24 protein-coding genes are annotated in these 25,990 nt (G+C 53.7%); 15 read left to right on the forward strand and 9 right to left on the reverse strand.

Going from position 1 to position 25,990, the window contains the following annotated elements; all coding sequences use genetic code 11:
- Positions 1 to 35 precede the first annotated feature (35 nt).
- From clpP to bolA, 3 genes are all read right to left on the reverse strand, one after another.
- On the reverse strand, positions 36 to 659 hold the full coding sequence (clpP, locus tag FD737_RS03150; RefSeq protein WP_008103933.1) for an ATP-dependent Clp endopeptidase proteolytic subunit ClpP: 624 nt from the start codon (positions 657 to 659) through the stop codon (positions 36 to 38).
- 336 nt (positions 660 to 995) lie between these two features.
- A complete protein-coding gene (tig, locus tag FD737_RS03155) occupies positions 996 to 2,300 on the reverse strand; it encodes a trigger factor (protein WP_160832679.1) in 1,305 nt (434 codons plus the stop codon).
- 301 nt (positions 2,301 to 2,601) lie between these two features.
- A complete protein-coding gene (bolA, locus tag FD737_RS03160) occupies positions 2,602 to 2,916 on the reverse strand; it encodes a transcriptional regulator BolA (RefSeq protein WP_034828103.1) in 315 nt (104 codons plus the stop codon).
- 267 nt (positions 2,917 to 3,183) lie between these two features.
- On the opposite strand from bolA, the gene FD737_RS03165 reads away from it, so the two are divergent.
- The 8 genes from FD737_RS03165 to FD737_RS03200 all read left to right on the forward strand — a co-directional run bounded on the left by FD737_RS03165 (position 3,184) and on the right by FD737_RS03200 (position 12,123).
- Complete coding sequence (locus tag FD737_RS03165) at positions 3,184 to 3,762, forward strand: lipoprotein (RefSeq protein ID WP_034828101.1); 579 nt, start codon at positions 3,184 to 3,186, stop codon at positions 3,760 to 3,762.
- Between the two features lie 54 nt (positions 3,763 to 3,816).
- Positions 3,817 to 5,304, forward strand: coding sequence for a muropeptide MFS transporter AmpG (ampG, locus tag FD737_RS03170; protein ID WP_160832680.1), 1,488 nt, complete (start codon positions 3,817 to 3,819; stop codon positions 5,302 to 5,304).
- A 440-nt stretch (positions 5,305 to 5,744) separates the two neighbouring features.
- Entirely contained in the window at positions 5,745 to 6,671 is a 927-nt protein-coding gene (cyoA, locus tag FD737_RS03175; RefSeq protein WP_034828097.1) for a cytochrome o ubiquinol oxidase subunit II, read from the forward strand.
- A gap of 4 nt (positions 6,672 to 6,675) precedes the next feature.
- The gene (cyoB, locus tag FD737_RS03180; RefSeq protein ID WP_034828096.1) at positions 6,676 to 8,658 is read left to right on the forward strand and encodes a cytochrome o ubiquinol oxidase subunit I; all 1,983 of its coding nucleotides are present in this window, start codon (positions 6,676 to 6,678) and stop codon (positions 8,656 to 8,658) included.
- Entirely contained in the window at positions 8,658 to 9,272 is a 615-nt protein-coding gene (locus tag FD737_RS03185) for a cytochrome o ubiquinol oxidase subunit III (RefSeq protein WP_038648564.1), read from the forward strand. The genes cyoB and FD737_RS03185 overlap by 1 nt, the downstream gene beginning before the upstream one ends.
- Positions 9,272 to 9,601: a cytochrome o ubiquinol oxidase subunit IV gene (locus tag FD737_RS03190; RefSeq protein WP_034828092.1), complete on the forward strand. Its 330-nt coding sequence runs from the start codon at positions 9,272 to 9,274 to the stop codon at positions 9,599 to 9,601. The genes FD737_RS03185 and FD737_RS03190 overlap by 1 nt, the downstream gene beginning before the upstream one ends.
- A gap of 13 nt (positions 9,602 to 9,614) precedes the next feature.
- Positions 9,615 to 10,502 carry a heme o synthase gene (cyoE, locus tag FD737_RS03195; RefSeq protein ID WP_034828090.1) on the forward strand — a complete coding sequence of 296 codons (888 nt, stop codon included), beginning with the start codon at positions 9,615 to 9,617 and terminating at the stop codon, positions 10,500 to 10,502.
- A gap of 256 nt (positions 10,503 to 10,758) precedes the next feature.
- Positions 10,759 to 12,123, forward strand: coding sequence for an MFS transporter (locus tag FD737_RS03200; protein ID WP_034828088.1), 1,365 nt, complete (start codon positions 10,759 to 10,761; stop codon positions 12,121 to 12,123).
- 61 nt (positions 12,124 to 12,184) lie between these two features.
- On the opposite strand, the gene adhP is transcribed toward FD737_RS03200, so the two are convergent.
- Both adhP and FD737_RS03210 read right to left on the reverse strand, forming a co-directional pair.
- Entirely contained in the window at positions 12,185 to 13,225 is a 1,041-nt protein-coding gene (adhP, locus tag FD737_RS03205) for an alcohol dehydrogenase AdhP (RefSeq protein ID WP_034831060.1), read from the reverse strand.
- Between the two features lie 30 nt (positions 13,226 to 13,255).
- The gene (locus tag FD737_RS03210; protein ID WP_097117493.1) at positions 13,256 to 14,776 is read right to left on the reverse strand and encodes an aldehyde dehydrogenase family protein; all 1,521 of its coding nucleotides are present in this window, start codon (positions 14,774 to 14,776) and stop codon (positions 13,256 to 13,258) included.
- A gap of 291 nt (positions 14,777 to 15,067) precedes the next feature.
- On the opposite strand from FD737_RS03210, the gene FD737_RS03215 reads away from it, so the two are divergent.
- Positions 15,068 to 16,840 carry a sigma-54-dependent Fis family transcriptional regulator gene (locus FD737_RS03215; protein WP_160832681.1) on the forward strand — a complete coding sequence of 591 codons (1,773 nt, stop codon included), beginning with the start codon at positions 15,068 to 15,070 and terminating at the stop codon, positions 16,838 to 16,840.
- Here the strand turns inward: FD737_RS03215 and FD737_RS03220 are convergent.
- A complete protein-coding gene (locus tag FD737_RS03220; protein WP_034831052.1) occupies positions 16,837 to 17,328 on the reverse strand; it encodes a YajQ family cyclic di-GMP-binding protein in 492 nt (163 codons plus the stop codon). The genes FD737_RS03215 and FD737_RS03220 overlap by 4 nt on opposite strands.
- Positions 17,329 to 17,453: 125 nt before the next feature.
- Here FD737_RS03220 and panE point away from each other — a divergent pair, with 125 nt between their 5' ends.
- Together panE and yajL are read left to right on the forward strand one after the other, a co-directional pair.
- A complete protein-coding gene (gene panE, locus FD737_RS03225; protein ID WP_045833921.1) occupies positions 17,454 to 18,374 on the forward strand; it encodes a 2-dehydropantoate 2-reductase in 921 nt (306 codons plus the stop codon).
- Entirely contained in the window at positions 18,328 to 18,939 is a 612-nt protein-coding gene (gene yajL, locus FD737_RS03230; RefSeq protein ID WP_097117495.1) for a protein deglycase YajL, read from the forward strand. Before panE ends, yajL begins: the two co-directional genes overlap by 47 nt.
- A 121-nt stretch (positions 18,940 to 19,060) precedes the next feature.
- Here the strand turns inward: yajL and thiI are convergent, their stop codons facing one another.
- Positions 19,061 to 20,509, reverse strand: a complete 1,449-nt coding sequence (gene thiI, locus FD737_RS03235) for a tRNA uracil 4-sulfurtransferase ThiI (RefSeq protein WP_160832682.1) — start codon at positions 20,507 to 20,509, stop codon at positions 19,061 to 19,063.
- Between the two features lie 233 nt (positions 20,510 to 20,742).
- Between thiI and xseB the strand changes: the two genes are divergently transcribed.
- The 4 genes from xseB to FD737_RS03255 all read left to right on the forward strand — a co-directional run bounded on the left by xseB (position 20,743) and on the right by FD737_RS03255 (position 24,806).
- Positions 20,743 to 20,985, forward strand: a complete 243-nt coding sequence (gene xseB / locus FD737_RS03240; protein WP_034831045.1) for an exodeoxyribonuclease VII small subunit — start codon at positions 20,743 to 20,745, stop codon at positions 20,983 to 20,985.
- Positions 20,985 to 21,884: a (2E,6E)-farnesyl diphosphate synthase gene (ispA, locus tag FD737_RS03245; protein WP_034831043.1), complete on the forward strand. Its 900-nt coding sequence runs from the start codon at positions 20,985 to 20,987 to the stop codon at positions 21,882 to 21,884. Before xseB ends, ispA begins: the two co-directional genes overlap by 1 nt.
- A 19-nt stretch (positions 21,885 to 21,903) precedes the next feature.
- On the forward strand, positions 21,904 to 23,769 hold the full coding sequence (gene dxs, locus FD737_RS03250; protein WP_097117497.1) for a 1-deoxy-D-xylulose-5-phosphate synthase: 1,866 nt from the start codon (positions 21,904 to 21,906) through the stop codon (positions 23,767 to 23,769).
- A 62-nt stretch (positions 23,770 to 23,831) separates the two neighbouring features.
- Positions 23,832 to 24,806, forward strand: coding sequence for an aldo/keto reductase (locus tag FD737_RS03255; protein ID WP_097117498.1), 975 nt, complete (start codon positions 23,832 to 23,834; stop codon positions 24,804 to 24,806).
- A gap of 149 nt (positions 24,807 to 24,955) precedes the next feature.
- On the opposite strand, the gene pgpA is transcribed toward FD737_RS03255, so the two are convergent.
- Together pgpA and thiL are read right to left on the reverse strand one after the other, a co-directional pair.
- Complete coding sequence (gene pgpA / locus FD737_RS03260) at positions 24,956 to 25,444, reverse strand: phosphatidylglycerophosphatase A (protein WP_034831038.1); 489 nt, start codon at positions 25,442 to 25,444, stop codon at positions 24,956 to 24,958.
- On the reverse strand, positions 25,434 to 25,990 hold a 557-nt coding region (gene thiL, locus FD737_RS03265; RefSeq protein ID WP_160832683.1), incomplete at its 5' end, for a thiamine-phosphate kinase. The genes thiL and pgpA, both read right to left, overlap by 11 nt.

A 25,990-nucleotide genomic window follows, 5' to 3' on the forward strand; every position in this document is an offset into this window, starting at 1 on the left:
CGTTAACTATAGCGTAAGGGGCAGCCAGATGTGTCTTATTGGCGATGCGTCAGGATGGAATCGACCAAGCCATACTCTACCGCTTCGCTGGCAGAGAGGAAACGATCGCGCTCAGTGTCGCGTTCGATCTCTTCCAGTGATTTGCCGGTATGTTCAGCCATCAACTCATTCATACGCTGCTTCACTTTCAGAATTTCACGCGCATGGATTTCGATATCCGTCGCCTGGCCCTGATAACCGCCCAGCGGCTGGTGAATCATGACGCGGGAATTCGGCAGGCAGAAGCGCTTACCTTTGGTACCTGCAGTCAGCAGGAACGCACCCATTGAACAAGCCTGACCCATACAAATGGTGCTGACGTCCGGCTTGATAAATTTCATAGTGTCATAAATCGACATCCCGGCAGTAATCACGCCGCCTGGCGAGTTAATGTAGAGATAAATGTCTTTTTCAGGATTCTCAGCTTCCAGAAACAGCATCTGCGCCACGATCAGGTTGGCCATATGATCTTCAACCTGGCCGGTCAGGAAGATCACACGCTCTTTGAGCAGGCGGGAGTAAATGTCGTATGAACGCTCGCCGCGCGAGGTTTGTTCGACCACCATTGGCACCAGCGCCATGTGCGGTGCAGTAAATTCACGATCGCCACTGTATGACATTACCGTCTCCTGATAAATTTCATTGGCAACATTCTGTACCGATATTACGTGAGGCGCGTCGGGAAAACTATGCGCTGCCTTCTCACTCCGACATAACAGGACGGTTAATCAGCCAGTCTCACTGTTTTCATGCATTCTCCCTGTATCTGGGGATGCTGCCCAGTTGTTTCAAGCATAACAACCTTTTGCCCATTCGCTAACACGGAAAAAGAGCTTAGCGAACAATTTGCCGATTAATTAGGCAAATAGAGGACAAATCTGTGCGGTTAGCGCCTTAAAACGAAAAAGCCCGCGACTTTTCAGTCGCGGGCTTCGCACTTTCGGTTAACTAACGAATCAGGCCGCTGAGGTCTGGTTCATCAGTTCCTGGAAGTTGGTTGCTTTATCGGTCACTTTGGCTTTCGCCAGAACCGCTTCAACAGCCTGCTCTTCCAGCGCAACGTTGCGCATGTTGTTCATCAGCTCGTTGTTCTTGCTGTAGAACTCGATCACTTCCTGCGGATCTTCGTATGCAGAAGCCATCTCTTCGATCAGCGCTTTAACGCGGTCTTCGTCAGCTTTCAGCTCGTTGATGCGAATCACTTCGCCCAGCAGCAGACCGACAACAACGCGACGTTTAGCCTGCTCTTCGAACAACTCACGTGGCAGTTCGAAAGCTTGCTTCTCGTTGCCACCAAAACGCTGAGCAGCCTGACGACGCAGAACGTCGATTTCGCTGTCGATCAGTGCCACTGGCACGTCGATGTCGTTGGCTTCAACCAGACCATCAATCGCCTGAGATTTTACGCGGTTACGAATAGCGCCTTTCAGCTCACGATCCATGTTCTTACGCACTTCTGCACGCAGACCGGCAACGGAACCATCTTCAACGCCAAAGCGCTTGATGAACTCTTCAGTCAGTTCTGGCAGCTCGCGAGTTTCCACTTTTTTCAGCACGATTTCGAACTTCGCGTCTTTCCCTTTAAGGGTTTCAGCGTGGTAATCGTCCGGGAATTTCACGTCGATAGTGAAGGTTTCGCCCGCTTTGTGGCCAACAACACCTTCTTCGAAGCCTGGGATCATACGACCCTGGCCCATCGCCAGTACGAAGTCAGACGCTTTGCCGCCTTCGAACTCTTCGCCGTCTACTGAACCGGAGAAGTCGATGGTTGCGCGATCTTCAGCAGTCGCTGCTGCATCGCTCTCTTTCCAGGTCGCCTGCTGCTTCTGCAGGGTTTCCAGCATGGTATCAACGTCAGCATCGGTGACTTCAACCACTGGCTTCTCGACTTCGATATCATCCAGGCCTTTCAGCTCAACTTCAGGATACACTTCGAACTCAACCGCGTAGGTGAAATCTTCACCTTCTTTGTACTCACCTGGCACGTAGTTTGGTGCGCCAGCTGGGTTGATTTTCTCTTTGATGATGGCGTCAACGAAGTTGCGCGTCATCAGCTCGCCCAGCACGTCCTGGCGAACAGAAGCACCGTAGCGCTGAGAAATGATGTTTGCCGGCACTTTGCCTTTACGGAAACCGTCGATACGGACTTTCTTAGCCACTTCCACCAGTTCTTTCTTCACTGCGCTTTCGATGCTGTCAGCTGCAACAGTAATCGAAATGCGACGGCCCAGACCCTGAGTGGTTTCTACTGAAACTGTCATCTTGTTACCTCAAAAAATCACGTGCTCGGTCAACTTCAGACACCACACATTAAATGCGCCGTATCCAACAATCGGGACGGCCTCTGCAGGCAGAACCTAATCCCTGTCACCAGAAGCGTCCCGAAGACATTCCGGAAAAATAGACGCCGCATTATAGCGGCATCGCTGGAATGAGTCGAGGCTGCAAACTCACCACTTTTTAGCGGTTTTGCTGCTTTTTTGCGCCATGGATCGCGTTTGAGGGTAATAGATGAAAAGAAAACGGCCCGCAGGCCGTTTTGAGAGAGGATGAAGTGTGAACTCAGGCGAGGGTACCCGCTCCACGACAGTTCGGTGACGCCAGCACGGTATCTTGCAAGCCATCCCACTCTTTTTGCGTGTAAGTGTGTAGTGCCAGTGCGTGCACGCTCCCTGCTAACTCTTCGGTCAATTCGCCATAAATGGCGCGATGACGCTGCAGGAATCGCTGGCCGGTAAACACATCGCTGACAATCACCACTTTAAAGTGACTTTCAGAACCAGCGGGCACGTTATGACGATAGCTTTCATCATGCACTTCGAGATGTGCAGGTTCGAACGCCTTACGCAGCTTTTCTTCTATTTGTTCGCGAATCATTGTTAACACTCCTCAACGGCGAGCGCTGTGCCCATCTGTTTAAATATTAGTAGGTTTTTAGCCCAACCCGCAGGCGCGCCGGAAATAATTCCTGATCTGCTGCGCATCTTAACGGGCTCATGCGTCAGGTCAATGCTGTTGCATGACCGCCTGTCCGAAAAAAGCCTTTACAATCAATTTCCACTGGCACGGGGCTTTTTTCGCCGTCGCGCAATGCTATGATGGCCGCAGTTTTGCAAACCAACCCATATGCTAACGAGAATGAGTATGTTGAAAAAACTGTTATTCCCTCTGCTGGCTGCGTTTATTTTAGCCGGCTGTGCCAGCAATAACACCACCCTGAACATTCAGCCTAAGATCCAGCTGCCACAGCAAGATCCCGGTCTGATGGGTGCCACCATCAGCGTTAACGGTGCCGATCAGCGTTCCGATCAGGCACTGGCAAAAGTGAATCGTGACGGTCAGTTAGTCACCTTAACACCATCGCGCGATCTGCGTTTCCTGTTACAGGAAGTGCTGGAGAAGCAGATGACAGCACGCGGTTATATGATCGGACCAAACGGTGCGGTTGACCTGCAGATTGTCGTCAATGGTCTTTACGCTGATGTGACACAAGGTAACGTGCGTTACAGCATTACCACTAAAGCTGACATTTCCATCATTGCAACCGCGAAAAACGGTAACAAGCAGGTTAAAAACTATCGTCAGACTTACAGCGTAGAAGGCGCATTCACCGCCACTAACGCGAAGATCACCAACGCGGTCAACTCTACCCTGAGCGACGTGATTGCTGATATGGCGCAGGACACCAGCGTTCACGAATTTATTAAACAGAACGCCCGCTAATTCCTCAGCTATTCTGCCCGGTCATCTTTGGCCGGGCATCATTTCAGGTTGGTTATGACTTCTCACTATCTGCGCATTTTCACCCAACGTAATGCAGCCGTATTACTGCTGCTCGGTTTTGCTTCCGGACTGCCTTTAGCACTCACGGCCGGGACCCTACAGGCGTGGATGACCGTAGAGAATGTCGACCTGAAAACCATCGGTTTCTTCTCCCTTGTCGGCCAGGCTTACGTGTTTAAGTTCCTGTGGTCGCCGATGATGGATCGCTATACCCCGCCGTTTCTTGGCCGTCGCCGTGGCTGGCTACTGGTCACTCAACTCGCACTGATCGCCGGTATTATCGCCATGGGCTTTATGCAGCCTTCGCGCGATCTGACGCTGCTGGCTGCCCTGGCCGTGCTGGTTGCCTTCTGTTCTGCATCGCAGGATATCGTGTTTGATGCCTGGAAAACCGATGTGCTACCGCCAGAAGAACGGGGCAGCGGAGCCGCGATTACTGTGTTGGGTTATCGCCTGGCGATGCTGATTTCAGGCGGACTGGCGCTGTGGCTGGCCGATCGCTATCTGGGATGGCAGGCGACTTACTGGTTAATGGCACTGTTGATGTTGCCAGGTTTGATTGCGACATTGCTGGCCAAAGAGCCCGCAGCACCCGCGCGCGAGCCGCACACCCTGCGTCAGGCCGTTTCGTTCCCGCTCAAAGACTTCTTCCTGCGTAACAATGCCTGGCTGCTGATCACCTTAATCATCCTTTATAAGCTGGGTGATGCTTTTGCTGCGTCGCTCACCACCACCTTCCTGATTCGCGGTGTAGGTTTCAGCGCCGGCGATGTCGGACTGGTGAATAAAACGCTGGGATTGCTGGCAACCATCATTGGTGCGCTGTACGGCGGTGTGCTGATGCAACGCCTGAGCCTGTTCCGTGCCCTGATGATTTTCGGCATTCTTCAGGCCGTTTCCAACTTCGCTTACTGGCTATTGGCCGTGACGCCGCCTCATTTATGGAGCATGGCGAGCGCGGTGTTCATTGAGAACCTTTGCGGAGGGATGGGCACCGCCGCCTTTGTTGCCCTGCTGATGACGCTGTGCAACAAATCGTTTTCCGCGACACAGTTCGCGCTGCTCTCGGCGCTTTCTGCCGTCGGGCGTGTCTATGTCGGACCGGCAGCGGGATGGCTGGTTGAGCTGTGGGGCTGGCCGACCTTCTACGCTTTCACTGTGTTCGCTGGCGTGCCTGGCTTATTGCTGTTGTGGATCAGCCGCGGCACTCTGCAAGCCATTCAGCAAGACGGACGTTTTGTCATGCGAAGCCTGTGGCCGCAAGGCTATCGCTGGACAGTGCGCCTGTTTAGCGCCGGCTGTGGCCTGCTGGCGCTCTGGTTAGTGCTGCTGGCACTAAATGCGGCTGACGTCTGGCATGTCAATGCCTTGCTGACTCCGCTTTTTGAGTGGGGCATGGCACTAGCGCTGGTGGCCGTGGCGCTAGGTGTGATTCTGGATTGTCTGGCGTTAAGAAAAATGCCGGGAAAAAATCTGAGTTAAGTAATGATAATTTGCCAGCGGCTAAATATTTGGCTAAAAAAAATCCAACGAACTCATTTTAACGAATAGCATTTTTTTCATCGCGAAAAAGAAACATTAAATTAACAACCCTGGATTATATTTAAATCCGGTGCGCAATTACTTTGTAGAAAACTCATCACCCAAATGCTACATAATTGTTAAATAAATGGGCATTAATAGTACGGTTTATGCTTTCCCTGATTTTTCTGCGGTTTCTATCATTGTTTTTTGTTATATTGACGCCAACTGCTTGTCGCAATTAATAATTTGTCACCCTGCGCAACATCTGTGACACCCTTAGCAAAAGGTGTCAACAGCCTTCTGACACATCCTTAAGCTGGTTTACACTGCATAAACCTTCCCGTAAAATGCGCGCACACTTAAACGACAATAGAGCCCTTTGTCATTGAGGTCGTTAAATGAGACTCAGGAAATACAATAAAAGTTTGGGGATTTTGTCATTAATTGCAGGCGCTGTATTACTCAGTGGCTGCGATAGTGCGTTGTTAAATCCCAAAGGACAGATTGCACTGGAGCAACGTTCGCTGATTCTGACAGCTTTTGGCTTGATGATGATCGTGGTTATCCCGGCAGTCTTCATGGCAGTATTCTTTGCCTGGAAATATCGGGCAACCAATACTAATGCGACTTATAGCCCTAACTGGTCACACTCTAACAAAGTGGAAGCCGTGGTCTGGACGATTCCAATCCTGATCATTATCTTCCTCGGCGTGCTGACCTGGAAATCAACCCACGCACTTGAGCCAAGCAAACCGCTGGTCTCTGATGTGAAGCCGGTTGAGATCGATGTGGTTGCGCTGGACTGGAAATGGCTGTTTATCTACCCGGAACAGGGTATTGCAACCGTGAACCAGATTGCCTTCCCGGCAAATACTCCGGTGAACTTCAAGATCACCTCCAACTCCGTAATGAACTCCTTCTTTATTCCTACGCTCGGTAGCCAGATCTACGCCATGGCGGGCATGCAGACTAAACTGCACCTGATCGCCAATGAGCCAGGAACATTCGACGGTATCTCTGCGAACTTCAGTGGTCGCGGTTTCTCTGGCATGAAGTTTAAAGCTATTGCAACCAAAGACGATGCGGAATTCCAGCAGTGGGTGGCTAAAGTTAAAGCAGCACCTAACGCGCTGACCACCATGGATGATTTCGAGAAACTGGCTGCGCCAAGCGAAAATCACCCGGTGGAATATTTCTCAACTGCGAATCCAGAACTGTTCAAGCAGGTTATTGATAAGTTCATGATGAGCCACGGGAAGATGGACATGCCAGAGCACAAAGGCATGGACATGAATCACGCCGCTGCTGCGGGAGCCGAGGAATAATACGATGTTCGGAAAATTAACACTGGATGCAGTGCCATACCACGAACCCATTATCGTGGTAACGGTAGCCGCAATCATCTTAGGTGGTCTGGCACTGGTTGCCGCGATTACTTATTTTGGTAAGTGGCAATACCTGTGGTCAGAATGGTTCACCTCCATTGACCACAAAAAACTGGGTATCATGTACATCATCATGGCTTTCGTCATGCTGCTGCGCGGCTTTGCCGATGCAGTAATGATGCGTACCCAACAAGTGATGGCTTCCGCAGGCGAAGCCGGCATATTACCACCGCACCACTACGACCAGATCTTCACCGCGCACGGCGTGATCATGATCTTCTTCGTGGCGATGCCTTTCGTGGTAGGTCTGATGAACATCGCGGTACCGCTGCAAATCGGTGCACGTGACGTTGCCTTCCCGTTCCTGAACAACCTGAGCTTCTGGTTTACTGCGATCGGTGTGATCCTGGTGAACATTTCTCTGGGTGTGGGCGAGTTCGCACAGACTGGCTGGTTGGCTTATCCACCGCTTTCGGGCGCGGAATACAGTCCTGGCGTCGGGGTCGATTATTGGATCTGGAGTCTCCAGCTATCCGGTATCGGTACGACACTGACCGGTATCAACTTCTTCGTGACCATTCTGAAGATGCGTGCACCGGGTATGGACCTGTTCAAGATGCCTGTATTCACCTGGGCATCACTGTGTACCAACGTCCTGATCATCGCTGCGTTCCCGGTTCTGACCGTCACGCTGGCACTGTTGACGCTTGACCGTTACCTCGGCTTCCATTTCTTCACCAATGAAATGGGCGGTAACATGATGATGTACGTCAACCTGATTTGGGTCTGGGGTCACCCGGAAGTATACATCCTCGTTCTGCCGGTATTCGGTGTGTTCGCGGAAGTCACTGCAACCTTCTCCAAAAAGCGTCTGTTCGGTTATACCTCTCTGGTGTGGGCGACCATCGCAATTACCGTTCTGTCGTTCATCGTTTGGCTGCACCACTTCTTCACCATGGGTGCCGGCGCCAACGTTAACGCCTTCTTCGGTATTATGACGATGATCATCGCCATTCCGACCGGCGTGAAAATCTTCAACTGGCTGTTCACCATGTATCAGGGTCGCGTTGAGTTCCACTCAGCGATGCTGTGGACAATCGGCTTCCTGGTCACCTTCTCTATTGGTGGTATGACCGGTGTTCTGCTGGCCGTTCCAGGTGCGGACTTCATTCTGCACAACAGCTTGTTCCTGATTGCACACTTCCATAACGTGATTATCGGTGGTGTGGTGTTCGGTTGTATGGCTGGCGTGACCTACTGGTTCCCGAAAGCATTCGGCTTCACCCTGAACGAAAAATGGGGTATCCGTGCATTCTGGTTCTGGATCATTGGTTTCTTCGTTGCCTTCATGCCGCTGTACGCACTGGGCTTCATGGGTATGACCCGTCGTATCAGCCAGGACATCGATCCTCAGTTCCACTCACTGCTGGTTGTTGCAGCAGGCGGTGCGGCACTGATTGCATGCGGTATCCTGTGCCAGCTGACTCAGTTCTACGTTTCTGTGCGTGACCGCGACCAGAACCGCGATCTGACCGGTGACCCGTGGGGTGGTCGTACGCTGGAGTGGGCAACCTCTTCACCGCCTCCGTTCTATAACTTTGCTGTTATCCCTGAAATCCACGAGCGCGATGCGTTCTGGGAAATGAAAGAGAAAGGCGAAGCCTATAAGCAACCAGAAAAATATGAAGAAATTCATATGCCGAAAAACAGCGGCGCAGCCCTGATTATCGCAGCCTTCATGACTGTGTTTGGTTTCGCGATGATCTGGCACATCTGGTGGCTGGCTGGCCTTACCTTCCTGGCCACAATTGTGACCTGGATTGTGAAGAGCTTCGATGAAGACGTGGATTACTACGTTCCGGTTGCTGAAGTCGAGCAGATCGAGAAGAAGCACTTTGACGAAATCAGCAAAGCAGGTCTGAAATAATGTCAACTGAAACTGCAAAACACCACCACGACGCCCATGCGGAGCATGGGCATCACGATGCAGGAGCCAATAAAGTCTTTGGCTTCTGGATCTACCTGATGAGTGACTGCATTATCTTCGCAACCCTGTTTGCGACCTATGCAGTTATGGTCAATAACACTGCCGGTGGTCCGGCAGGTAAAGACATCTTTGAACTGCCGTTTGTGCTGGTTGAAACCGCGCTGCTGCTGCTCAGCTCCATTACTTATGGAATGGCAGTGATCGCGATGAACAACCAGAACAAGGGTTCAGTCATCAGCTGGTTGGCTCTGACCTTCCTGTTTGGTGCTGGATTCATCGGCATGGAAATCTATGAATTCCATCATCTGATCCTGGAAGGCTTCGGTCCTGACCGCAGTGGTTTCCTGTCCGCGTTCTTTACGCTGGTCGGTACCCACGGTCTGCACGTGACCTCAGGCCTGATCTGGATGGCAGTGATGATGTTCCAGATTTCTAAACGTGGTCTGACTGCAACCAACCGCACCCGCATCATGTGCCTGAGCTTGTTCTGGCACTTCCTGGATGTGGTTTGGATCTGCGTATTCACCGTTGTCTATCTGATGGGAGCCATGTAATGAGTCATTCAGTTAACGAACATGGCGCTTCTCACGGTAGCGTGAAGTCTTACATGATCGGCTTCATCCTCTCTATCATCCTGACCGGTATTCCGTTCTGGATGGTAATGGATGGCGGCGCATCACACGGCACGATTCTGGGTGTGGTTCTGGTGTGTGCGGTGGTTCAGGTGTTAGTGCACCTGGTCTACTTCCTGCACTTAGACAGCAAGTCAGAGGGTGGCTGGAACATGGTGGCGATAGTCTTCTCAGCACTCATCATTCTGATTGTTGTTGTCGGCTCACTGTGGATCATGTGGAACCTCAACTACAACATGATGGCCGACTAAAGAGTCACACGTAATGATTAAGCAATACCTGCAAGTAACAAAACCAGGAATTATTTTCGGCAACTTAATTTCTGTGATCGGTGGATTCTTGCTGGCTTCGAAAGGCAGCATTGATTACCCCCTGTTTCTCTATTCACTGGTGGGCGTTTCGCTGGTTGTCGCATCGGGTTGTGTATTCAACAACGTGATTGACCGCGATATCGATATCAAAATGGAGAGAACGCGGAACCGTGTTCTGGTCAAAGGCCTGATCTCGGCGAAAGTAAGCCTGGTTTATGCAACCGCATTGGGTATTGCTGGCTTTGCGTTGCTGTATTTCGGCGCTAACCCGCTGGCCATGTGGCTGGCGGTGATGGGCTTCGTTGTCTATGTGGGCATTTACAGCCTGTATATGAAACGCAACTCCGTGTATGGCACGCTGATCGGTAGCCTCTCTGGCGCAGCACCGCCAGTGATTGGCTACTGCGCAGTGACCAACCAGTTTGATGCTGGCGCCCTGATCTTATTGGCTATCTTTAGCCTGTGGCAGATGCCGCACTCGTACGCGATTGCGATTTTCCGCTTCAAGGATTATCAGGCGGCTAACATCCCGGTTCTGCCTGTCGTGAAAGGTATCTCGGTAGCCAAAAATCATATTACGCTATACATCCTGGCGTTCATGATTGCTACGCTGATGCTGACACTCGGCGGTTACGCGGGTTACAAGTATCTGGTGGTCGCCGCGGCAGTGAGTGTGTGGTGGTTGGGCATGGCGCTTTCAGGTTACAAAACCTCAAACGATAAAGTTTGGGCGCGTAAACTGTTTGTGTTCTCGATTGTCGCTATCACAGCATTGAGCGTGATGATGTCGGTTGATTTTATGACGCCGGCCTCTAAAGACCTGCTGACTTACGTCTGGTAATACAGCTCCGCAACACCAGAAAGGGCGCGAATTTCGCGCCCTTTCTTTTTGTTACCACTGCTTAACAACAATTGTTTTACCCGCCCTGCCCTGCTCCCTAAAATGAGAGCTAAATGCCCGGAATAATTCGAGATGCAGGAAGGCGGCAAGTGCATGAATCCCTGGGAGCTGACTAAAGTAAGTGACCTGGGTGAACGTGCGCAGCCAACGCATCTGCGGCTTGAAGTATAAAGGGCATAAACTTACAGAGGTTGGAATGAACGACAATAAAATGACGCCAGTAGAGCTTCGGGCTACATGGGGTTTAGGCACAGTTTTTTCCCTGCGCATGCTGGGAATGTTTATGGTCCTGCCGGTACTCACCACGTACGGTATGGCGTTGCAGGGAGCCAGTGAAACCTTAATTGGTCTGGCAATTGGCATCTATGGTCTGGCGCAAGCCGTATTCCAGATTCCGTTTGGTCTGCTGTCCGATCGCGTCGGTCGCAAACCGCTCATTGTTGGCGGGCTGTTAGTGTTCGTGCTGGGCAGTATTATCGCAGCGATGACCACCTCAATCTGGGGCGTAATCCTGGGTCGTGCTTTACAAGGCTCTGGCGCAATTGCCGCTGCCGTCATGGCGTTACTCTCAGATCTCACTCGCGAACAAAACCGCACTAAAGCAATGGCGTTTATTGGCATCAGTTTCGGTGTGACCTTTGCTATTGCGATGGTGGTAGGCCCAATTGTCACCCATGCTCTGGGTTTGCATGCACTGTTCTGGATGATCGCTATTCTGGCCTCGCTGGGCATTGTTATCACGCTATTGGTGGTGCCGAGCGCACCGAATCACGTGCTGAATCGTGAATCCGGCATGGTAAAAGCCAGCATTCGTGAAGTGTTAGCCAACCCTAAACTCCTGAAATTAAACATCGGTATTCTTTGCCTGCATATCCTGCTGATGTCGAGTTTTGTGGCTTTGCCAGGCCAGTTTGAACAAGCGGGCTTCCCGGCATCTGAACACTGGAAAGTCTATCTGGTCACCATGCTGGTCGCTTTCGTTCTGGTGGTGCCTTTCATCATCTATGCCGAAGTGAAACGCCGCATGAAGCGCGTTTTTGTTACCTGCGTGGCACTGATCATTATCGCGGAAATCGTACTGTGGGGTGCGGCTGGTCATTTCTGGACGCTGGTGATTGGCGTGCAGCTATTCTTCCTCGCCTTCAACCTGATGGAAGCTATTCTGCCTTCGCTGATCAGTAAAGAATCACCGCCGGGCTACAAAGGCACAGCGATGGGCATTTACTCCACCAGCCAGTTCATTGGCGTGGCGATTGGCGGCAGCATGGGCGGTTGGATCTTCGGTCACTTTGATGCGCAGACGGTGTTTCTGGTGGGTGCGATTGTCGCGGCAGCCTGGTTGTTTGTGGCGATGTCGATGCAGGAGCCGCCTTACGTCAGCAGCCTGCGCATGGTGCTCAGTGATGCCGTATTAGCGGTGCCTAACCTTGAGAAGCGTTTAAAAGCGCAGCCGGGTGTCTCTTCAGTATTTATCGTGCCGGAAGAGAAAAGTGCTTATATCAAGATCGACAGTAAAGTGACGAGCCGCGTCGAAATCGAAGCGCTGCTCGCCAGCTGTTAGTTAGTAGTCACACACTCTGTGGCGGCGCGATTAACCGCACCGCCACAAACCATCACGCTAATTAAAGCGACATATCCACCACGATACGCCCTTCAATTTTTCCCGCATGCATACGCGCAAAAATGTCGTTAATGTTGGTCAGCGGTTCAACCGCCACGTTGGCTTTCACTTTATGACGACCGGCGAAATCCAACGCTTCCTGGAGATCTTTACGCGTGCCCACAATTGAACCGCGCACCGTAATCCCGTCCAGCACCATATCGAAAATCGACAAATCAAATTTGCCCGGTGGCAGACCGTTCAGCACCATGGTGCCGCCACGGCGCATGGTACCAATCGCCTGCTCAAACGCTTTAGGTGATACGGCCGTAACCAGCACACCATGCGCGCCGCCAAAACTTTCCTGGAACACTTTTGCGGGATCGACGTTCTTCGCATTCGCTACCACACTGGCACCAAGCCGCTTAGCAAACGCCAGCTTCTCATCGTCGATATCAACCGCAGCCACATTCAGTCCCATCGCCACCGCGTACTGCACCGCCATATGACCTAAACCTCCAATACCGGACACCACTACCCAATCGCCTGGCTTGGTATCGGTCATTTTCAGGCCTTTGTACACCGTCACGCCGGCACACAGAATTGGTGCGATTTCGTTGTAATCGATGTTTTCCGGAATGATGCCGACATAATTCGCATCCGCGAGGCAATATTCTGCGAAACTGCCGTTCACCGAATAACCGGCATTCTGCTGTGACAGGCACAGGGTTTCCCAACTATCCAGACAGTGCTCGCAGTGGCCACATGCGGAATAGAGCCACGGCACGCCCACACGATCGCCCAGTTTTAAATGCTTCACACCTTCACCGAGCGCCACTACCTGCCCTACGCCTTCGTGGCCAGGAATAAACGGGGGATTGGGCTTAATCGGCCAGTCGCCTTCGGCGGCATGTAAGTCGGTATGGCACACGCCGGTCGCGGCGATTTTCACCAGAATCTGGCCCGGTCCCACTTGCGGTACTGGCACCTGCTCAATCACTAACGGTTCACCAAAGGCTTTAACAACGGCGGCTTTCATGGTGGTTTTGATTTGCATATTCATCTTTCACTCTCCATTTGATCGGATGCAGACTCAGAACAGGCCCAAAGGCGCGGTGCCATAGCTGACCAGCAGATTTTTGGTTTGTTGGTAGGCGCTAAGCGCCATCTTATGCGTCTCGCGTCCCACGCCCGATTGCTTGTAGCCACCGAAAGCCGCGTGTGCGGGATAGATGTGATAGCAGTTGGTCCAGACACGACCGGCTTTGATGCCACGTCCCATGCGATACGCCAGATTGGTATCACGCGTCCACACGCCCGCCCCGAGACCAAACTGGGTTTCGTTGGCAATCGACAAGGCTTCCGCTTCATCTTTAAAGGTGGTGATGCCGATAACCGGCCCAAAAATCTCTTCCTGGAAACACCGCATCTGGTTGGTGCCTTTAATCAGGGTTGGCTGGATATAGAATCCGTTATCCAGTTCGGCAGCGACGCTGGCGCGATCGCCTCCGGTTAGAATTTGCCCCCCTTCGTCGCGCGCGATGTTGATGTAAGACAGGATTTTGTCGAATTGCTGACGGGAAGCCTGAGCACCGATCATGGTGTCGGTATCCAGCGGATCGCCCCGACGGATGTTTGCCACTTTCTCCATCACCCGCGCCATAAACGGCTCATAGATCGATTCATGGATCAACGCACGTGATGGACAAGTACAGACCTCGCCCTGGTTGAAGAAACCGAGCACCAGCCCTTCCACCGCTTTTTCGATAAAGTCCGATTCACCGTCCATCACATCGGCAAAGTAGATGTTCGGCGACTTGCCGCCCAACTCGACGGTGCAAGGAATGATGTTTTCAGCCGCGCACGCCATAATATGACGGCCCACTGGCGTAGAACCGGTGAAAGCGATTTTGGCGATACGTTTGCTGGTGGCCAGCGCTTCACCGGCTTCACGGCCAAAGCCCTGCACCACGTTAAGCACGCCGGCCGGGAACAGATCGCCGATCAGCTCCATCAGCAAGGTGATCGCCAGCGGGGTTTGCTCAGCCGGTTTCAGCACCACGCAGTTACCCGCCGCCAGCGCCGGAGCCAGTTTCCATGCCGCCATTAACAGCGGGAAGTTCCACGGGATGATCTGCCCGACCACGCCCAGCGGTTCATGGAAGTGATAGGCAACGGTGGTTTCATCAATCTCAGCGGTGCTGCCTTCCTGCGCACGCAGACAACCGGCGAAGTAGCGGAAGTGATCCACCGCCAGCGGTAGATCGGCGTTGAGGGTTTCACGGATCGGCTTGCCGTTGTCCCAGCTCTCCGCCACAGACAACATTTCGAGGTTTTGTTCAATGCAGTCGGCCACCTGCAGCAGCAGATTGGCCCGATGTTGCACGCTGGTTTTTCCCCAGGCGTCAGCGGCCTGATGAGCAGCGTCCAGTGCTAAATCGATATCCCGCGCGTCAGAACGCGGAAACTGCGCAATATCGCTGCCATCAACAGGCGAGGTGTTCGTAAAATACTGGCCGCTGAGCGGCTCTGTGAATTTGCCCGCAATAAAATTGCCGTAGGTCGCTTTAAAAGTGACCAAAGCGCCGGGCGTGCCGGGATGTGCATAACGCATCGCAAACTCCTTCGTGTAGGGTCGTTTATTGTTAGCTGGCAGCGGCAACCTGTGGGTCAACAGATTGAACAGCCCGCTGCCGTACATACCTATTGCAGCGGGCGTGCCAGTTTTTTTCAGCTTGCGAATTTTCGAAAAATCGTTTTATCTATCATCAATTTATAAAACCAATAGCCCTTTTAAACGCACGGTTTCTGCCACCAAAATCCTCATCTGTGTTGCGTATCGCAACACCGCAGAAACCAAGCCGCTACAATGCTGCAACACTTTCGCTTAGGCATGAGGTTACCAATGCAGGGAAATTCAGCCGCGTCTGCCTTTAATACCAACCCGCTTTTGAGCGACTCCTGGTTTCGTAGCCAGCTGTATGGTCTCGACCGCACCGCCGATGATTTTCCTCGCGTCCGCCAGGGTGAGCTGGCTGATGTGCTGGCCAGTAATGCCGGGCTGCAACAATTTGCCCAGCCGGTGATCAAACAGCTGGCGCAGAAACTGGCGGAAAAACAATCTGTGGTAATCCTTTCTGATGCCACCGGTTTGGTACTGAACACCTTTGGCGACATGCAATCGATGGAGAAAGCGCAGCGATTCGCCCTCGCCCCTGGCAATTTGTGGAGCGAATGCGGGCGCGGCACCAATGCGATTGGCACCGCGCTAGCGATTGACGATGGCTGTGAAATTGAAGGCCAGCAACATTTTCTCACCTTGAATCAGGGGCTCTACTGCGCCGCCATGCCGTTGCAAATGCCCAACGGTCAGATTGCGGGCGTGCTGGATATCTCTGGCCCAGCGCACTTCCCGCATCCGCAAACGTTTCAGTGGGTCAAAGCCGCCGCTAAACAGATCGAGTATTTGTGGGTTAAGCAAAGCCTGCATCCCCAACAATGGTTGATGAGCCTGCACGTTGAGCCGCACGGCATTGATACCAGTGATGAGTTGCTGCTGGTGTTCTCCGATAATGTGCTCACCGCCGCAAACCGCCTGGCGATGCGTGAACTCAATCTCACCACCGGGCAGTTGGGCACCCTGACATTCCAGCAGCTGTTTGATCAGCTCGAACAGCAGGCCAACACCATTCCTTTACCGATTCATTTTGCACAACAGCGCTACTACTTCCGCCTGCGCGCTCCGCACCGCACCCACTTTGCTACGCCAAGTGAACCCAGCGTGGATCTTCCCTTCTCACTGGGTCGCGATGGCGAGAAAATGGTGCGTCTGATGAATGCCGGTGTGTCGTTGTGCATTCACGGTGAAACCGGCAGCGGTAAAGAGTATGTCAGCCGTGCGCTGCATCAGCAGAGTCGCTGGCGTGATGGGAAGTTTGTCGCCATCAACTGTGCTGCCATTCCGGAAGCGTTGGTTGAATCCGAGCTATTTGGTTATCAGCCTGGTGCCTTTACCGGAGCCAGCAAAAATGGCTACATCGGTAAAATCCGCGAGGCGGATGGTGGCGTGCTGTTTCTTGATGAAATTGGAGATATGCCGCTGGCGCTACAAACCCGTTTGCTGCGCGTGCTGCAAGAAAAAGAGGTCGCGCCGCTCGGTTCCAGTCGCAGCTGGCCGGTGAATTTTGCCGTGATCTGCGCCACGCACCGTGATTTGGCGCAGCGTGTGGCCGAGGGCGAGTTCCGCGAGGATCTTCTCTATCGCTTGCAGGAATTTTCCATGACCATCCCGCCGTTGCGTGCCTGGCCAGATATCGAAGACTTTATTGGTCGGTTGTGGATTGAGCTGGGCGGCGCAGATCGCGATATCCAGCTTTCTCCCGCCTTGCTGGCATCGCTGGCACAATTGCCATGGCCGGGCAACGTGCGGCAATTGCGCAGTCTGTTGCGCGTGCTGCTGGCGTTGGCGGACGAAGGGGAAGAAGTCACTGATGTGCATTTGCCAGCCGAATATCGCCGAGCAGCGGCGGTGCCAGCGGAAGATAAGCAGAGCCATGATGAGCGGCTGATTAGCGAAACGCTCCAACGCTTCAATGGCAATATCAGTAAAACGGCGGAGGCATTAGGTGTCGCGCGCAGCACGCTCTATCGTCGTGCCGCACGCGACAAACGCGATTAGTCGCGGAAGTTCTTGAACTGGAAGGGCTGACCAAGGTTGCCACCGCGCACCAGCGCCATTGCACCCTGCAAATCGTCGCGTGATTTACCGGTCACGCGCAGCTCTTCACCCTGAATCTGCGTTTGCACTTTCAGCTTGCTGTCTTTAATCAGCTTCACCAGCTTTTTAGCGATATCGCTTTCGATACCCTTTTTCAGCTTGGCTTCTACGCTCCAGCTTTTACCGCTGTGAATGATCTCTTCTGGCACTTCAATCGCTGCGCCTTCAATGCCGCGTTTCAGCAGCTTTTCACGCAAAATATCCACCAGCTGTTTAACCTGGAAATCAGATTCGCTGGTGATTTTGATGGTCTCATTCTTTTCGTTAAGCTCAATGCTGGCGCTCACGTTGCGGAAATCGAAACGGGTTGAGATTTCACGGCTGGCATTCTCCACCGCATTACGCACTTCCGGCAGTTCGACTTCGGAAACGATATCGAAAGATGGCATCTTTTCTTCTCCTGATACTAAAGTGACATGCATAATACGCGTCTTATGGCGCTAATTAAACACGATACGCGGAAAGCTATACTTAACGATGTCGTGAAATTGAGAACCCGTCAGCGGGAGGCAAAATGAAAATTACCGTGTTGGGTTGTGGCGCCCTGGGTCAAATTTGGCTCGCCGCGCTCGCACGTCAGGGACATGAGGTTCAGGGCTGGTTGCGCGTGCCGCAGCCCTATTGCTCGGTGAACGTGATTGATCCGCAAGGACAGGTCAGCAATCACACGTTTATCGCCAACGATCCGCTGTTTCTTGCCGAAAGCCAGCTGTTGCTGGTGACACTAAAAGCGCCACAGGTTTCCCCGGCAGTCAAAAACCTGCAAAGTATCCTGCCTGCTCATGCTGCCATTTTGTTATTGCACAATGGCATGGGCACGCTGGAAGAGCTGAAGGAGTTGCAGCAACCGCTGCTGCGCGGCATTACCACTCACGCGGCAATGCGTGATGGCACGGTGATCAAACACGTCGCGCAGGGCATCACGCATATCGGTCCCACCGGACGTGAAAGTGCCGCGATGAGCGATATCGCCGATATCCTGCACCAGGCGCTGCCGGACGTGGCCTGGCACGACAACATTGCATCTGCCAGCTGGCGCAAACTGGCGGTGAACTGCGTGATTAATCCGCTTACCGTTGAACACGATTGCCAGAACGGTGCCCTGCGCGCCTGGCCGCAGCAGATTGCCACGCTGTGTGAAGAGATTGCCTGGGTGATGGAGCGTGAAGGCCAGCACATTGCGGTCGATAACCTGCGCGACATCATCTATGACGTCATCGACAGCACCGCAGCGAATACCTCCTCAATGTTGCAGGATGTGCGCGCCCAGCGCCTGACAGAAATTGACTACATCACCGGCTACCTGCTGCGCCGCGCTCGCGCGCAGGGCATTGCGCTGCCGGAGAACACCCGTTTGTACGATCTGATTAAACGCAAGGAGTCCCAATATGAGCGCGACCGCATCGGTTCTGGTTTGCCTGGCACATGGCAGTGAAGAGATTGAAGCTGTCACCACTATCGACCTGCTGGTCCGCGCGGGCTTAAGCGTCACCACCGCCAGTGTCGAAAGCGATGGCACGCGCGAGATCGTCTGCTCACGCGGCGTGCGCCTGCTGGCCGATGCGCCACTGGTTGAGGTGGCGGATAACGATTATGACGCCGTGGTGCTGCCCGGCGGCCTCAAGGGCGCAGAGACCTTCCGTGACAGCCCACTGCTGGTGGAAACCGTACGCCAGTTTCATCTGGCAGGGAAAATCGTTGCCGCGATTTGTGCCGCACCTGGCACGGTGCTGATTCCGCACGATCTGTTCCCGGTAGGCAATATGACCGGCTTTCCTGGCTTGCGCGACACTATCCCTGACAAACACTGGATGGATCGCCGTGTGGTATGGGATCCGCGCGTCAACCTGCTATCCAGCCAGGGTCCAGGCACTTCGATTGATTTTGCACTGAAGCTGATTGATCTGCTGGTGGATAAAGAGAAAGCGCGTGAAGTGGCGTCACAGTTGGTATTAGCGGCGGGGATTTATAACTATCAGGAATTTGAAGAGCGTGAATAACCGCATTGTAATGCAGTAAAAAGCACTTAACGGTAGCGGCGCAATGTATTGCGCATGTCACAGTGGCAAGGTGCCGAGTGTGACACGCGCGATGAATCACGCCGTTACCAGGTTATCACCGTTACGGACGATAGACCTTCACGTTTTTAAAGCCTTGCTCATGCAGATACAACGCCTGTAAACGGCTCATCACGCCGCGATCGCAATACAGCAGCCAGGTTTTGTTCTGATCCAAATCGCCGAACTGTGTGCTCAATTTGTAGAACGGCAGAGATTTCACATCCACGCCTTCCAGCGCCAGCGGTGATGCCTCTTGCTCATCCACAGAACGGATATCCAGCACCACATCCTCTGCGGTGAACGAGACCACCGTCTCCACTTCCACCACTTCTTCCTGTGCCTTCTCCGCAATCTCGCGGATATCGACGTTGCTGGCTTCCTGCACCATGCGATTGAGGATCTCGAAATCGAAGTTTTGCTCTTCCGCTTCGATCTTCGCCTTCACCGCTTTCACCGTTGGGCTTTTCGAAATCACACCGCAGTATTCCGGCATGGTTTTGGCGAAATCTTCGGTGCCGATATGGCGCGCCAAATCGATGATGTGCTCTTTATCATGCGAGATCAGTGGACGCAGGATCAGGGTATCCGAGGCGTTATCAATCAGACGCAGGTTGGTCAGTGTCTGGCTCGATACCTGGCCCAGCGCTTCACCGGTCACCAGCGCCTGCACGCCGTAACGCTCAGCGACCATCGATGCCGCACGCACCATCATGCGTTTCAGCACCACGCCCATCTGGCCGTCATCCACTTTCTCAAGAATCTCGCCTACCACCGGCTCGAAGTTGATCGCCACGAAGCGCACGCGATGCGAACGACCATAACGCTGCCACAGATAATGCGCGACCTGACGCACGCCGATTTCATGCGCGGCACCGCCGAGATTGAAGAAGCAGTAGTGCACGCGGCAACCACGACGCATCAGCATATAGCTGGAAACGCCGGAGTCGAAGCCACCTGAAATCAGCGACAGCACATCTTCTTGCGTCCCGATCGGGAAACCACCCAGCCCTTCATAACGGCCGGTGATCAGCAGCAGACGATCGTCTTCGATCTCGAGATTGACCGTCACATCGGGATTTTTCAACTGCACGCGTGCAGTCTCAATGTGCTGATTGAGACCGCCACCCACGTAACGCTCAACCTCAATCGAGCTGAAGCTGTGTTTGCCACGACGCTTCACGCGCACGCAGAAAGTTTTCCCTTCCAGACGTTCGCGATTCAGTGCCAGCGTCTGCTCGAAGATATCGTGCATATCGGTGTAAGGCTGATCCTCAACCTCCAGTACATGGTGAATACCGGGGATGCGCGTCAGTTCATCAATAACGACGGTACGCAGCGCTTCTTTCTTAGCGCGCACTTCAATATGGTCCCAGTGGCGCACCACGGCGATTTCGTCGTCGACAGTACGCAGGGTATTGCGGATGTTACCGGTCAGGATCTTGATAAAGCGCAAACGCACCGACTGACTTTTGATGGTGATTTCAGGGAAGAGCTTAATGATAAACTTCATGGCGACACAGCTTCGTTGGGCAAATAAGTGCTAAAACCATCGGCACTTAACTGGTAAAATCATATAATTACGGGTAACGCAGAGGCGCCCGCATCCGAGGCGCAAAAGTATACCACCTTTGTCAGATGACCGCTTCTGCAACCGCAATCACATTCATTATTTTGCTAATTAATCCTCGTCGGCTACCATGACCGATTGCAAGATGATTCCTAACCTGTGAGTCGACACTGATTATGCCGAAAAAAGCCGAAGCGCCAGCCAGTTTTGAAAGCGCATTACAGCAGCTGGAACAAATCGTCAGCCGTCTGGAAAGTGGTGAACTGCCGCTGGAAGAAGCACTGAACGAATTTGAACGCGGCGTACAGCTGGCACGCACCGGTCAGCAAACCCTGCAGCAGGCTGAACAGCGCGTGCAGATCCTGCTCAGCGATGACAAAGATGCCGCGCTCGCGCCGTTCACGCCGGAAAATGACTGATGGATTTCGCCAAATTACTCAACGCGTATCACGAACGCGTCAATCTGGCGTTGACACGCTTAATAGATCCACTTCCTTTTCAGAGTTCTCCTCTGGTGCAATCCATGCAATATGGGGCACTATTAGGCGGTAAGCGTCTGCGTCCATTTTTGGTTTACGCCACGGGCGAGATGTTAAAGGCCGATGCGGCCAGCCTGGATGCCCCGGCCGCTGCCGTTGAGTGCATTCATGCTTACTCTCTGATTCATGATGATCTGCCCGCGATGGATGACGATGCGTTACGTCGCGGACAGCCAACCTGCCATATAAAATATGGTGAAGATACAGCAATTCTCGCTGGTGATGCGTTGCAAACCCTGGCGTTTTCGATTCTGGCCGATGAGCCGATGCCCGGCGTCAGCCCGCAAGATCGCATTGCGATGATCTCCGAACTGGCTCAGGCCAGCGGTGTGGCAGGCATGTGCGGTGGCCAGGCGCTGGATCTCGCCGCAGAAGGCAAGCACATTGACCTCGCCCAGCTCGAGCAGATTCATCGTCATAAAACTGGCGCTTTGATTCGCGCTGCAGTGCGTCTTGGCGCATTGACGGCGGGTGAACGTGGCCGTGCGGCACTTCCGGTCCTGGATACCTACGCCAACGCCATCGGACTGGCGTTCCAGGTGCAGGATGACATTCTTGATGTGGTGGGCGATACCGCGGTGCTGGGCAAAACTCAGGGCGCGGATCAGGCATTGGGTAAGAGCACTTATCCGGCGCTGATGGGACTGGATAATGCCCGCAGTAAAGCGTGGGATCTTTATCAGGAAGCACTGGGCGCGTTAGAGATTCTGGCGGCGCAGTCCTACAACACCACCGCATTACAAGCACTGGCAAGCTTCATAATTGAACGCGATAAATAACTTTCATAATGAGTCTCTGATGAGTTTTGATATTGCAAAATACCCGACACTGGCATTAGCGAGCACGGTTCAGGAATTACGTTTACTACCGAAAGAAAAACTTCCGGTACTGTGTGACGAGCTGCGTCAGTATCTGCTGGATAGCGTGAGCCGGTCTTCCGGCCACTTTGCTTCGGGTCTGGGCGTCGTCGAACTAACAGTCGCGCTGCATTATGTTTACAACACCCCGTTTGACCATCTGGTGTGGGACGTTGGTCATCAGGCCTATCCGCACAAAATTCTGACCGGACGCCGCGATCGTATCGGCACTATCCGCCAGAAAAATGGCCTGCATCCGTTCCCGTGGCGCGGCGAAAGTGAATACGACGTATTGAGCGTCGGTCATTCATCGACCTCGATCAGTGCCGGATTGGGCATGGCGGTTGCCGCTGAGCGCGAAGGCAAAGGACGTCGTACTGCCTGTATTATTGGCGATGGCGCCATCACCGCAGGTATGGCGTTCGAAGCCATGAACCACGCTGGCGACATCAAACCTGACATGCTGGTGATCCTTAACGACAACGAGATGTCGATCTCGGAAAACGTTGGCGCACTCAACAATCGTCTGGCCCAGATTCTCTCCGGTAAAACCTACTCACGTCTGCGCGAAGGCGGCAAGCGTGTGTTGGGCGGCCTACCTCCGATCAAAGAGCTGGTGAAGCGCACCGAAGAGCACCTGAAAGGCATGGTGGTGCCGGGCACGCTGTTTGAAGAGCTGGGCTTTAATTACATCGGTCCGGTTGATGGCCACGATGTGCTGACGCTGGTGAGCACGCTGAAGAATATGCGTGACCTGAAAGGCCCGCAGTTCCTGCACATCATGACCAAAAAGGGCAAAGGCTACGCGCCTGCCGAGCAAGACCCTATCGCCTGGCATGCGGTACCGAAGTTCGATCCGGCCAGCGGTTCTCTGCCGAAAAGCGCGCCAGGCCTGCCGAGCTACTCGAAAATTTTCGGTAGCTGGCTGAGCGAAATGGCGGCGGACGATCCGCGTTTAATGGCGGTGACGCCGGCGATGCGTGAAGGTTCTGGCATGGTCAGCTACTCTCGTGACTATCCGCAACAGTACTTTGACGTGGCGATTGCTGAACAGCATGCGGTGACCTTTGCTGCAGGTATGGCGATTGGCGGTTACAAGCCGGTGGTGGCGATTTACTCCACCTTCCTGCAGCGCGCTTACGATCAGCTGATTCACGATGTGGCGATCCAGAAACTGCCGGTGCTGTTCGCTATCGATCGCGGCGGCATCGTTGGCGCCGATGGGCAAACGCATCAGGGCGCATTCGATATCGCCTTCCTGCGCTGTGTGCCCGAAATGGTGATCATGACGCCAAGCGATGAGAACGAATGTCGCCAGATGCTTTACACCGGCTATCACTATCAGGCGGGGCCAAGTGCAGTGCGCTATCCGCGCGGCACGGGCACCGGTGCCACGCTGGAGCCGTTGGCCAGCCTGCCGCTGGGCAAAGGCATTGTGAAGCGCCGTGGTGAAAAGCTGGCGATCCTCAGCTTCGGCACGCTGTTGCCTGAAGCACAGGCTGCCGCTGAAGCGCTGAACGCCACGCTGGTAGATATGCGTTTTGTGAAGCCCCTGGATGAAGCCTTGATTGCCGAACTGTCCACCAGCCATGATTCACTGGTGACGCTGGAAGAAGGCGCGATCAAAGGCGGAGCCGGTAGCGGCGTCAACGAATACGTGATGGCTAAACGCCTGCGTGTGCACGTGCTGAACCTCGGCCTGCCAGATGAATTTATTCCACAGGGCACGCAGGAAGAAGTTCGTCAGGATTATCAGCTGGATGCCGCCGGTATTCAGCAGCAAATCACTGACTGGCTGGCGCAGTAATCCCCTCCCCGCTCCTGCTGCTATGCTTAGGGCATTCCTAACGCATAAGAGCAGGAGCTCCCATGAAAACCATTCGTTTAGGCCAAACCGACTTACAGGTTTCGCGTCTCTGTTTAGGCTGCATGACTTACGGCGATCCGATGCGCGGTAATCACGCATGGACCCTGCCCGAAGAGAGCAGTCGACCGCTGATCAAGCAAGCGCTGGACGCTGGCATTAACTTTTTCGACACCGCCAACAGCTACTCCGATGGCAGCAGTGAAGAGATTGTCGGGCGTGCGCTGAAAGATTTCGCCCAGCGCGATCAGGTTGTTGTCGCCACCAAAGTCTATTTCCCGCTCAGCAACCTTTCTCAGGGACTGTCACGCAAGAACATTCTGCAATCCATCGACGATAGCCTGACGCGTCTCGGCATGGAGTATGTCGACCTGCTGCAGATTCACCGCTGGGATTACGACACGCCGATCGAAGAGACGCTTGAGGCGCTGAATGAGGTGGTGAAATCGGGTAAAGCGCGCTACATCGGCGCTTCTTCGATGCATGCTGCGCAGTTCGCTCAGGCGCTGGATCTGCAAAAGCAGAATGGCTGGGCGCGTTTTGTCAGCATGCAGGATCAGTACAACCTGATTCAGCGCGAGGAAGAGAACGAAATGCACCCGCTGTGTGAACGTGAAGGCATCGCGGTGCTGCCGTGGAGCCCGCTGGCACGCGGCAAATTGACACGTCCATGGGGCGAAACCACCGCACGTTCGGTATCGGATAACGTGATGGAAAAACTCTATACCGGCACCGAAGAGAACGATGCGGCGATTGCAGAGCGTCTGGCGACCATTGCCGCCGATAAAGGCGTGACGCGTGCACAGGTGGCACTGGCGTGGCTGCTGCATAAACCGGTGGTCACAGCCCCGATTATCGGTGCATCGCGCGAGCAGCAGTTTGCAGAGTTGGTTAAAGCAGTGGATGTGGAGCTGAGTTCAACGGATATCGCCGAGCTGGAGACGGTATATCAACCGCATCCGGTTGTAGGATTCGAGTAATGATTTAACAGCCCGCGTCCTGCGGGCTATCCTGGCAGACTCATTCCGTTTAGCGCTGCGGATTGCCAGCCCCTGAACGGCACCAGCTTGCTCTGAATCTTTCGTACGCGTTGTGACAGAGGGCACGTGAGTTAGGCGCATCTGCCGAATTAAAGCACCAGCCCCAATCCATACAAAATTGCCGCTGATATCACGCCTGCGATAATGTCATCGACCATAATGCCCATGCCGCCATGCACGTTCTGATCGAACCAGCGAATCGGCCAGGGTTTCCACATATCGAAGATGCGGAAGATGACAAACCCGGCCAGCACCCACTGCCAGCTCATCGCTGGGATCGCCATCAGCGTAATCCACATGCCGATAAACTCATCCCAGACGATGCTGCCGTGGTCGTGCACACCCATGTCTTTCGCCGTGCGATGGCACAGATAAACGCCCACGCTAATGCCAATCAGCACCAGCAGAGAGTAAATCTGCAACGGCAGAAAGGTCATCAACCACCAAAAGGGAATCGCGGCAATCGAACCGGCGGTGCCTGGCATGATCGGGCTCAGGCCACTGCCAAAACCGGTTGCCAACAGATGCCAGGGATTGCTCAGGCGCAGGCGGCTTTTCGCTACATCTTTACTTCGCATTAAAGTGATCAAATCCCTTGTGATTAAAACGACGTGGCTTGCCATTTTCCAGCAGCGTCAACCCGTCGGCTTCAGGCGCAATCTGCCCGATGCAGGTATAAGGCACACCAAGATGACCCAGCGCCACGTCCAGCGCACCACGATTGACTTCCGGCACGGTAAAGCACAGCTCATAATCTTCGCCGCCACTTAACGCCCAGGTCAGCACCTGTTCCGGCTCAAAATGATCGCGCAACGCAGCAGACAGCGGCAACGCTTCCAGATTGAGGCGCGCACCGACGCGGCTCGCCGTGAGAATATGGCCGAGATCGGCAATCAAACCATCGGAGATATCGATCGCCGAGGTCGCCAGATTGCGCAGCGCCTGGCCCTGCAACACGCGTGGCATCGGGCGCAGATGGCGCTTGATCAACACTTCATGGACAGCCGGATCGTTCAGGCGATGACGATGTTGTAGCAGCGACAGGCCAGCCGCGCTGTCACCCAGCGTACCGGTGACAAAGATCCAGTCGCCAGGTTTGGCACCCGAACGCTTTAATGCGCGTC

Source organism: Pantoea sp. Seng (assembly GCF_009829935.1).
GTDB lineage: Bacteria > Pseudomonadota > Gammaproteobacteria > Enterobacterales > Enterobacteriaceae > Pantoea > Pantoea communis.